We start from the raw sequence: 9,002 nt of genomic DNA on the forward strand, positions 1-9,002 counted from the left end.
GGGTGTAAGGGTGTAAGGGTGTAAGGGTGTAAGGGTGTAAGGGTGTAAGGGTGTAAGGGTGTAGGGGTGTAAGAATTTATGAAACGATGATTATTCAGTAGACCTCTTGCAAAAATATTTTTACCCCACCCTAACCCTCCCCGTTTACGGGGAGGGAACTAAATCTTCCCCCCGTGAACGGGGGGATTGAGGGGGGTTCATTCGACTTTTGCAAGAGGTCTAGTTAGTTTTACAGTCACCACTCATTGCTTTAGTCAGCATACCCTTACACCTCCACACCCTTGTCTCATAAAGTCTGATCAAAAAGTAAATTTTCTGCTACAAGCACTCAGAAGCCGTGATAATTGCCTTGAACGTTGATCATAACGGGAGTTAAACATGAATTTTCCTCGTGTCCGCAGGATTTTAGCTGTTGTGTTGCTGTCAGTTTTGTTACTGACTACAGCCTGTACTCCAAAAGAACCTGGACGTTTTGACCAGGTACAACAAGAAAGCAGTCGTCAAAAAACTGGTCAAGCTGTTGCTAAAAATGCAACCCAAGGTAGTGAATTTAACAAGTTTTTCCCTCCTGCTGGAGATGGGTACGAGCGTGTATATACTCAAGAGAAAAAGGGTTTTGCTGAAGCTAAGTTAAAAAAAGACGGTAAAGAAATAGCAATGCTGGCTATTTCTGATACTAAGAGTACACCCACAGCAGCAGCAAAATTTGCCAGCAGCACCAAGCAAATTGCGGGCTATCCAGCAGTAGAAGTTGGTACTACTCAAACTGCCATACTAGTCAACGATCGCTACCAAGTCAAAGTACTTTCTCGTTCACCATCATTTCAAGCGAGCGATCGTGAAACCTGGATCAAAAAATTCAACTTGGCTGGTCTAGCAAGACTGAAATAAAAGATTGTTATTTGTCTTTTGTTAATGACCAATAACTAAAATAAGGAGATTTTTGTGAGTAAACCGATTTTTGAGTTGGTAGACGAACTACCAACTAGTAACTTGACTGTTTCGATGTTGAACTCCCTGGATTTTGTCGCTCCTGGAGAATGGCAAAATGTAGTTGGTTTTGTCAACACTATTAAAACTGTGACTGGCGAAAGCGATGAAAGTCTTATTCAAGCGATCGGCGAACGAGCCATTTATCTTTACAATGATCGTTCCCAAGGCTACCAACGCGCCATGTGGTTGTATCAAACAGTTGATAGCACAGATAAAGCACTAGGCGCAGCTGCTTTGGCGAATAAAGTAGGAGAGAAAATTCCTCTGTTGGGGTTTCTCAACTCTGTTACTCCCAAAGCTGACAAAGCCCAAACTATTGATCTGTGTTTGAAATTAGTTACAGAGTTAGTGGCTTTTTGTAGCATCAACGGTATTCCTGGTGATAGCATTGGGGATTTTGTCGCGTCTTTAGGTGAGTATAGTGGTGAATCACTAATTCGGATGGTGGCTTTGGTTTGTGTTGATGGTTTGATACCTCTTGGCCCAGACTTCATCACCAAAGCCTTATCTACAATTAATCAAACCAATCCCCAAGAGTTGGAAAAAAATACAACTTTTCAAAATATTCAAGAGGCGATTCCAGGTCAAAGTTCTAGCAGCAAACTGAATTTTATTGGCGAAAGCTTTAACTCAGTTCAAGGTTGGATGAGTAACCTGGTTAATGCCAATAATTTGACGCCTCAAAAAGTAGTTAATAATTTGCAAACTTTTGTCGAAATAGCTGATGACAAATTAGATTATTTAGGAGCATTCCTTGATGTAGCGACAAATTACTACGAACATACAGGCACACAAACCCTTGCACGTCGCTTGATTGAGCGGGCTGTGGCAGAAATTTAGTTTGATAACTTTATGGGTAATTAGTAATTATTTCTATTACTAATTATCCTTTCCAAAATAATAATTCCTAAGAAAAAATATTATCAAAAAAGTAATTAATTAAACTGGAAAATCAGGGGTTGTATTCGATAATTGACACGACTAGCTAGGAGTGTTGTTTGTTGTTTGGATAAATCAACAAACTAACTAGTTGAAAGAGTTAATTAGACAACCCCAATGAATCAGCATCACATTGAAGTCACAGTTTCTGCCAGAAAGTTTAAAGACAATATTCGCTACATCCGAGATTTTGTTGCACCTGCAAAGTTGTGCGTCGTGATGAAAGCAAATGCTTACGGACATGGTTTAAGACAGTTAGCAACAACGGCTGTTGTAGCAGGAACAGATTATATTGGTATTTGCACAAATCCAGAAGCAACAACTATCCGTGATTTGGATTTGGATGTCAAACTCCTGCGTTTACGCATGGCGCTACCACAAGAATTAGAAGAATCCATACACCACCTGAATATAGAAGAACAGGTGGGAACAATGGAAGCAGCAGAGTATTTATCTGACGCAGGGGTGAGACGCAACAAAAAAATCCCCGTGCATATCAATATTGATACGGGGATGGGTAGAAGTGGTTTCTTCTCATCTGAGATTGAAGAATTAAAGAAAGTTTGTACATTGCCAGGTTTGTCTATTGTGGGAATTATGACTCATTTTGCCAGTGCCGACGGTAAACAACTGGCGTTTACAGAAAAGCAGATGGCAGATTTTTATCATGTTCGTACTGCTTTGAATGACTACTTACCGGAAAATGTACTAACTCATACTCACAATAGTGCTGCAACAGTGCGCCTGACTCCTAAATGTAATAGTTTAGTCAGGGTTGGTGCTGCTTGTTACGGGGTACGCACTTCACGAGACTTTGAAAACCCGCTAGAACTTAAACCAGTAATGTCAGTAAAAACCAGAGTAGCGCAAGTAAGGAAAATACCAGCAGGCAAAACTATTGGTTATGGCAGTTTATATACTGCTCAACGCGATAGTTTGATTGCATCTTTACCTGTGGGTTTTGGTGAAGGTTATCCGCGATCGCTCTTTAACAAAGGCATAGTTTTAATTCAGGGTCAGCGTTGTCCAGTGGTGGGACGAGTTTCGCTAAATATCACAACAGTAGATGTTACCGATCTACCAAAAGAAGTAAAATGGGGTGATGAAGTGGTACTCGTTGGTAATCAAGGTAACGAGGAGATTACCTTTGAAGAATTAGCAGATATGTTTCAGAGTGTACACACAGAAATCAACCTGATGGCTGGTTTTATGAACCAGGTAAGTTACTTATATTGATTCAGGTGATGTGCTTTTTCCCATCTTGGCACGGCCAATTAGCCGTGCTTTTATTATATTTAGGGAATAGGGAACAGATTGAAGAATATGTAGTTAATTTTGTTTAGATACCTAATCTACCAAAAAAAATTGCTTGTTAAATCCAATCAGCCAAATTCTTCTTGATACGAAAAAGATACGCAGTCTTTTTACTGGTTCAAAGTATAATTAGCGTATTTGCTTGGATAAAAAAGCTTTAAAAAAAGAAAATAATTACGCAATTAAACTTAAAAATCAAGTATATATTTTACTTTGAAATTCAATTATAAATTTTGCTCTATACATACTTAGAGTTTGGTAAGTTATTAACATACCTTAAAAAAAACTGTATTTAAGTCAATAAGGGGCAAAGTTGAGTTATCATCCACAAGGCATTCCTCCTCATGGTGGGCAGTTAATTAATCGCGTTGCTACACCAGAACAAAAAGAAATATTTCTTTCCAAAGCCGAGTTTCTGCCGCGCGTGCAACTTGATCAAAGAGCAGTTTCTGATTTAGAAATGATTGCGATCGGTGGTTTTAGTCCACTCACTGGTTTTATGAATCAGCAGGACTACGATCGCGTTGTTGCAGAAATGCGATTGGCTAACGGTACTGTGTGGTCAATTCCGATTACACTTTCTGTTAGCGAAGAAGTAGCAGCTTCTCTTACCGAAGATGGTTTGGTGCGTCTGGATAACTCTGAAGGCAGATTTATCGGGGTTTTGGAACTCACTCAAAAATATCGCTACGACAAACAACGGGAAGCAATCAACGTCTACCGCACCGATGAAGAAAAACATCCCGGTGTACAGGTAGTCTACAATCAAAGACCTGTGAATCTTGCAGGTGATGTGTGGTTATTAGAACGCGATCCCCATCCCTACTTCCCCACCTACCAAATTGATCCCGCAGAATCACGGCAATTATTCCAGCAAAAAGGCTGGAAAACTATTGTTGGTTTCCAAACTCGTAACCCCATCCACCGCGCCCATGAATATATCCAAAAATGTGCGCTAGAAACTGTAGATGGTCTATTTTTGCATCCACTCGTAGGCGCAACAAAAGATGATGATATCCCTGCTGACGTACGGATGCGTTGCTATGAAATTCTCCTAGAACATTACTATCCCGAAAATCGGGTAATTTTAGCAATTAACCCCTCAGCCATGCGTTACGCCGGGCCACGTGAGGCAATTTTCCATGCTTTAATTCGCAAGAACTACGGCTGTACTCACTTTATCGTCGGGCGAGATCATGCAGGTGTTGGTGATTACTACGGAACCTATGACGCTCAATATATTTTTGCTGAGTTTAAACCAGAGGAAATTGGTATTACGCCAATGATGTTTGAACACGCCTTCTACTGCACCCGTACCAAGCAGATGGCGACAACCAAAACCAGTCCCAGTAAACCAGAAGAACGTGTTCACCTATCTGGTACAAAAGTACGAGAAATGTTGCGTCGGGGCGAGTTACCCCCACCAGAATTTTCTCGCCCAGAAGTAGCAGCAGAGTTAGCACGGGCGATGAAAGTACCTGTTTAGGGAACGGGGACAAGGGATCGGGGAACAGGGATTGGGGATCGGGGAAAAGATTCTTCATTTTGAATTTTGAATTTTGTAGACGCGGAGCGTCTACTTACACCAAGTCGCTTACGCGCCTACCGAAGGTATTTTGAATTGTTTTGTCTGTCTTGTCCCTTTTTCCCCAATCCCCTTTTCCCTTTCCCCGATCCCCGATCCCTTGTCCCCTTTCCCCGACCCCCAATCTTTACACTACAGCCCTCTGCCCGATAAGCTTAATAAGCTGGTGGACTAAGGGCTGATAGCAATTATGAAGCGGCGAACGTTTTTCCAACGGTTTGGCTCCATATTAGCGGTAATGGGTGTAGCAGAGGCTGAGTGGTTCCAGTTAGGAACTCGTTATCAGCAGGCGTTAGCACAACCCAGTCCGCGTAAACTGGCTTTATTGGTGGGTATTAACCAATATCGCCAAATTCCAGCGCTGAATGGTTGTCTGGTAGATGTAGAATTACAAAAAGAGGTTTTGATTCACCGTTTTGGGTTCAAAGCTTCAGATATTTTGTCTCTGACTGACGAACAAGCCAGCAGAGAATTTATTGAATCTGCTTTTTGGGAGCATTTAATTGGACAAGCAAAACCTGGTGATGTGGTTGTCTTCCACTTTAGCGGCTATGGTAGTCGTGTCCACTTGGGGAACTCACCAGAAGCAGTGCAAAATGCTCTTGTTCCCGCAAATGGAATTGGAACAAATTCACAAGATCCAAAAACTGTCAAGTATTTATTAGAAGAAACCCTACTACTGATGCTGCGATCGCTCCCTACAGATCGAGTCACAGCAGTATTAGATACCAGTTACTATACTCCTGATAGTTTGGTAGCTCCTTTGCGAGTTCGTGTCTGTCAAACGCCACAGGAAGCGGTTTTAATAGATGCAGAACTCGACTTGCAAAAACAACTCCAAAAAAAAGCCACTACAGAACAGCTCGGAGTAGTATTGTCTGCAACTTCTGCTCCCAATCAAGTGGCACGGGAAATACAATATTCTGGTTTTAGTGCAGGATTATTTACCTACGCCCTGACACAATATCTGTGGGAAACAACACCAAAGCTCACAATTCCTGCATTTATCTCCCGTGTGGGGAGTACAATGCAGCAGTTGGGTAGCACACAGCAACCAGGCTTATTGATCGCCAAGAAAAATCAACAACGAGTCCAATTAATCGAGAACTTTTTCCCAGATACAACTAGTGCAGAGGGAGTCATCACTGCAACCGAAGAAGATGGTCAAACAGCACTAGTATGGTTGGCAGGAATTCCACCCCATGTATTGGAATACTATAGTGCAAATTCTCGGTTGACTCTAGTGAAGCCAACAGGTACAACTACAGAATTGATTCTGCGATCGCGTAGTGGTTTGACAGCAAAAACCCAGATTGTTTCTTTTGAAGATAAAACTTTTCCCCAAGTCGGACAACTCGTCCAAGAAGCAGTGCGAGTCTTACCCCGAAACATCGACTTAATAGTAGCTCTTGATGGAGAACTAGAAAGAATCGAACGGGTAGACGCTACTAGCGCCTTTGCTAGCGTCGCTCATGTGACGAGTATAGTTGCAGGAGAACAAACACCAGACTACTTATTTGGTAAACGTCCAGACAGCAAAAATAAAGACTTCATTGCTTCTACCTCATTCATGATCTCTCCTAGTCGCTATGGTTTGTTTTCTCCCAGCAGCGAGAAAATTTCCAGCACCTTTGGCGAAGCAGGAGAAGCAATCAAAGTAGCAATACAGAGGTTAAATCCGAAACTGCAAACCCTTTTAGCAGCAAAATTGTGGCGACTCACAGATAATGAAGGTTCTTCTCGCTTGAGTGTGAAGGCAAGTCTAGAGATAATTAGTGGTATCGCACCTCGCACAGTCATGCATCGCGAAACACTGCGAACGCACACTCAACAATCCACTAGCAAGAAATCAGCTAGTAATGAAATCGGACACATAGCCACTGTACCTCTTGGTAGTCGAGTACAGTATCGTGTGCAAAACATGGGCAACAGCCCAATATACTGTATGCTCTTTGGACTAAATAGCGCTAAGAATGCGATCGCTCTTTATCCGTGGCAAAAAGTTACAGGAAGCGATGAATCGCCAGAACCAAAGCTGACTAATATTACCATAGCTCCCGGCGAGACTTTGACTCTACCACAAACCACATCTGGCTTTGAATGGGTAATCCAAGGGCCACTTTCCTTTAGTGAAACCCAATTAATCTTTAGCACAGCTCCATTTACCCAAACCCTCGACGCCTTAAGAACTGCTAAACATCCCCGCGCCGATCAACAACGTATTCTCCCAATATTAAACCCGTTAGAAGTTGCCTATGCTCTTTTGCAAGACTTGCACAACGCCAGTACAGCAAAAGTTGATTCTAATACTATACCTGCTGACTCCTATGTATTAGATGTGAATCATTGGGCAAGTTTAGGCTTTGGATTACAGGTAGTGTAATTACGGAACACATAGCAAAGCAAAATAGAGACGTTGCAGGTGCAACGTCTCTATTTTTAGCTGACTTTATACCATTTTGGATTTTGGATTACTCTTCCTTGAAACCGCTTACCTTCGGTAGGCGCGTAGCCAATACGGTTAAGTTAAGGATTTTTCGTCATAATTTTGGGATTGTACCAGACGCGATATATCGCGTCTGATACAGGATTTAAATGTTAATCGATTTGTCTTATCCGAACCGTATTGGGCGCGTAGCGACTTCACAGAAGTAGCCACTCCGCGTCTACGTGTCTATAGATTTTGGATTGGGAAACTCTTTGGTGCATAAGAGTTCTTGAAAAGGCTAGTCCTACAGTATTGGATCGCGCTCTGATTTTTTGTCAAATCTTAAATTTAGAATTGCTGGGAATTACGGGGAAAGATTGTATAAAAATTTCATAAAACTTGTATAAAGATATTTTTTATACACTCAAATAATTATTTAGTCAAGGTAGTATCTAGCAAGTAAACTTTTGAGAGTTTTTACTTTGGCAAGTTATGAACCTGGAAAAGTTGTTAAATCTAATTCTCTTAATATAGAGAGGCTTTATATTTATAGCCATTTTCTAATTACATACAGGTAAATAATTCTTTGCTGAAAGTTAAAGCGCATTAATAATTTTTAATTTATTTTTGTAATTTAATTATGCATAAACAATTGTTTCTACGCAATCAAGGTAAACAGCAAAATAATAGCTGGAAATTCGAGGCTATTTTAATCATTGTACTATGCATTTTATTTTTATTGGTTGGCTTAATAGTAGCATCTAGAATAGAACCAGTATGGACAGATGAAGTTATGTTCACAGATCCACCCAATAATCTTTTTTTTGGTAAAGGGTGGATATCTACAGCATGGTATTATCAAACAAAAGAAGAATTTTGGGCAGGTAATCTACCACTCCATGAAATAATTCTTTACCACTGGCTCAAAGTTTTCGGCTTTAGTCTAACAGCAGTCAGATCGATTAATTATTTTCTGATAGTTGGCTCTGTGTTAATGCTCTGGCTATCTGTAATTAGACTCAAATTAATTAATTCACCTTGGAGCAGAATTACCTTAATTTGTCTGATACTTTCAAGTTCTGGTATTAGCTTTAGTTACAGTAGTGGACGTGCAGACTCTATTGCAATTACCGTTGCTTCAGCAGCCTTACTTGCATACACAATCACATCTCCTTGGTTACGTTGCGTTACTTTGGCATGTATTGGTATTTTAATTCCCATTGCAGGACTACAATTGTTTGCTTATGTAATCGTCCTTGGTGGAGTCTTGCTATTTTATTTGAGGAAATTATTAATTAAGGAATTTATCGCCCTGGGAATTGGAGCAGTTATCGGAATCATGTTTCTTTATACTCTCTACTTTACAAATGGAGTTTGGTTTAAATTTATTCTCTCAACCTTTGGTTCACAACATATACTAACAGGTCAAGTTGCTCAGGCAATTGTTCAAGGTGATGATGGAGGTATACTCAAAATTTTAAGCCTACAAAAAGTGTTCATTGTAGATTTTAGTACAGCACTCTTACATTTGCTGACATTAATTCTGGTCATTTATCAAATATTCAAGCGACAATTTAAATTTTACTCACCTATTTCTTTTGGACTTATAGGAGGTTTATTTATTCCTCTAGCAATTGTGATTGCTGGTAAATATCCTCATTACTATACCTGGATGGCGTTTATTCCAATGGCTAAGCTGTTATGCATTTAAATTGTGATGACAGCGTCGCCTTTATTTTTGAG

The 9,002-nt window shown here is 40.5% G+C and carries 6 protein-coding genes; all 6 read left to right on the top strand.

Annotated features, from left to right (window positions below; all coding sequences use genetic code 11):
* Positions 1-378 precede the first annotated feature (378 nt).
* A complete protein-coding gene (locus AC5JMK_RS18440) occupies positions 379-891 on the top strand; it encodes a hypothetical protein (protein WP_096677058.1) in 513 nt (170 codons plus the stop codon).
* A 54-nt stretch (positions 892-945) separates the two neighbouring features.
* Positions 946-1,833, top strand: a complete 888-nt coding sequence (locus AC5JMK_RS18445) for a hypothetical protein (protein WP_096677059.1) — start codon at positions 946-948, stop codon at positions 1,831-1,833.
* Between the two features lie 216 nt (positions 1,834-2,049).
* Positions 2,050-3,168, top strand: coding sequence for an alanine racemase (gene alr / locus AC5JMK_RS18450; protein WP_096677060.1), 1,119 nt, complete (start codon positions 2,050-2,052; stop codon positions 3,166-3,168).
* Positions 3,169-3,559: 391 nt separating this feature from the next.
* On the top strand, positions 3,560-4,732 hold the full coding sequence (gene sat / locus AC5JMK_RS18455) for a sulfate adenylyltransferase (protein WP_495910750.1): 1,173 nt from the start codon (positions 3,560-3,562) through the stop codon (positions 4,730-4,732).
* Positions 4,733-5,021: 289 nt separating this feature from the next.
* The gene (locus AC5JMK_RS18460) at positions 5,022-7,214 is read left to right on the top strand and encodes a caspase family protein (protein WP_096677062.1); all 2,193 of its coding nucleotides are present in this window, start codon (positions 5,022-5,024) and stop codon (positions 7,212-7,214) included.
* 685 nt (positions 7,215-7,899) lie between these two features.
* Entirely contained in the window at positions 7,900-8,970 is a 1,071-nt protein-coding gene (locus tag AC5JMK_RS18465) for a hypothetical protein (protein WP_495910751.1), read from the top strand.
* The last annotated feature ends 32 nt before the right edge of the window (positions 8,971-9,002 follow it).

It is taken from the genome of Pelatocladus sp. (assembly GCF_059505505.1).

Bases quoted from the DNA above. Each gene is read 5' to 3' on its own strand.
- alr (WP_096677060.1), top strand. From the start codon at position 2,050: ATGAATCAGCATCACATTGAAGTCACAGTTTCTGCCAGAAAGTTTAAA.
- AC5JMK_RS18460 (WP_096677062.1), top strand. From the start codon at position 5,022: ATGAAGCGGCGAACGTTTTTCCAACGGTTTGGCTCCATATTAGCGGTA.
- AC5JMK_RS18465 (WP_495910751.1), top strand. From the start codon at position 7,900: ATGCATAAACAATTGTTTCTACGCAATCAAGGTAAACAGCAAAATAAT.
- AC5JMK_RS18440 (WP_096677058.1), top strand. From the start codon at position 379: ATGAATTTTCCTCGTGTCCGCAGGATTTTAGCTGTTGTGTTGCTGTCA.